Source organism: Halobacillus litoralis (assembly GCF_009856445.1).
Lineage (GTDB): Bacteria > Bacillota > Bacilli > Bacillales > Halobacillaceae > Halobacillus > Halobacillus litoralis.
Genome location: NZ_WMFA01000046.1, coordinates 1 through 525, shown reverse-complemented (window position 1 = coordinate 525; position 525 = coordinate 1). Strand labels below are relative to the sequence as shown.

Annotated in this window: 1 pseudogene; it reads left to right on the top strand. The window is 67.0% G+C overall.

Annotated elements, in window-relative coordinates:
• A pseudogene (locus GLW00_RS21050) lies at window positions 1–525 on the top strand (hypothetical protein); the annotation flags it as partial.

Below are 525 nucleotides of genomic sequence, written 5' to 3'. Positions count from 1 at the left end.
TCTATGTGATGAGCGCGCTGCGCAGACACCTGGAAGCGGCCGGATGGTTTGCCCAGGCGCCTCCGGCAATGGCGGAATACCTGGATCTGGTGGCACTGGGCACGGTGGCGGACGTGGTGCCCCTGGATCACAACAACCGAACCCTGGTGGCCCAGGGGCTGCGCCGTATCCGTGCCGGCCGGACACGCCCCGGCATCAGGGCACTGCTTGAACTGGCTGGTCGGGATGCGGATGCGCTGGAAGCGACGGATCTGGGGTTTGTCCTGGGCCCGCGCCTCAACGCGGCGGGCCGCCTGGACGACATGGCCGTGGGCATTGAATGCCTGCTGACGGAGGATGAGGGCGAGGCGCAGCGCCTTGCCTCCGAACTGGACCGCCTGAACCGTGAACGCCGGACCATTGAATCGGACATGCGCGGGGAAGCGGAGTCGGCGCTGGCCAGGCTGCACCTGGATGAGGGTGAGCTGCCGCCGGTGCTGTGCCTGCATGATGAACAGTGGCACGAAGGCGTGATCGGTCTTCTGG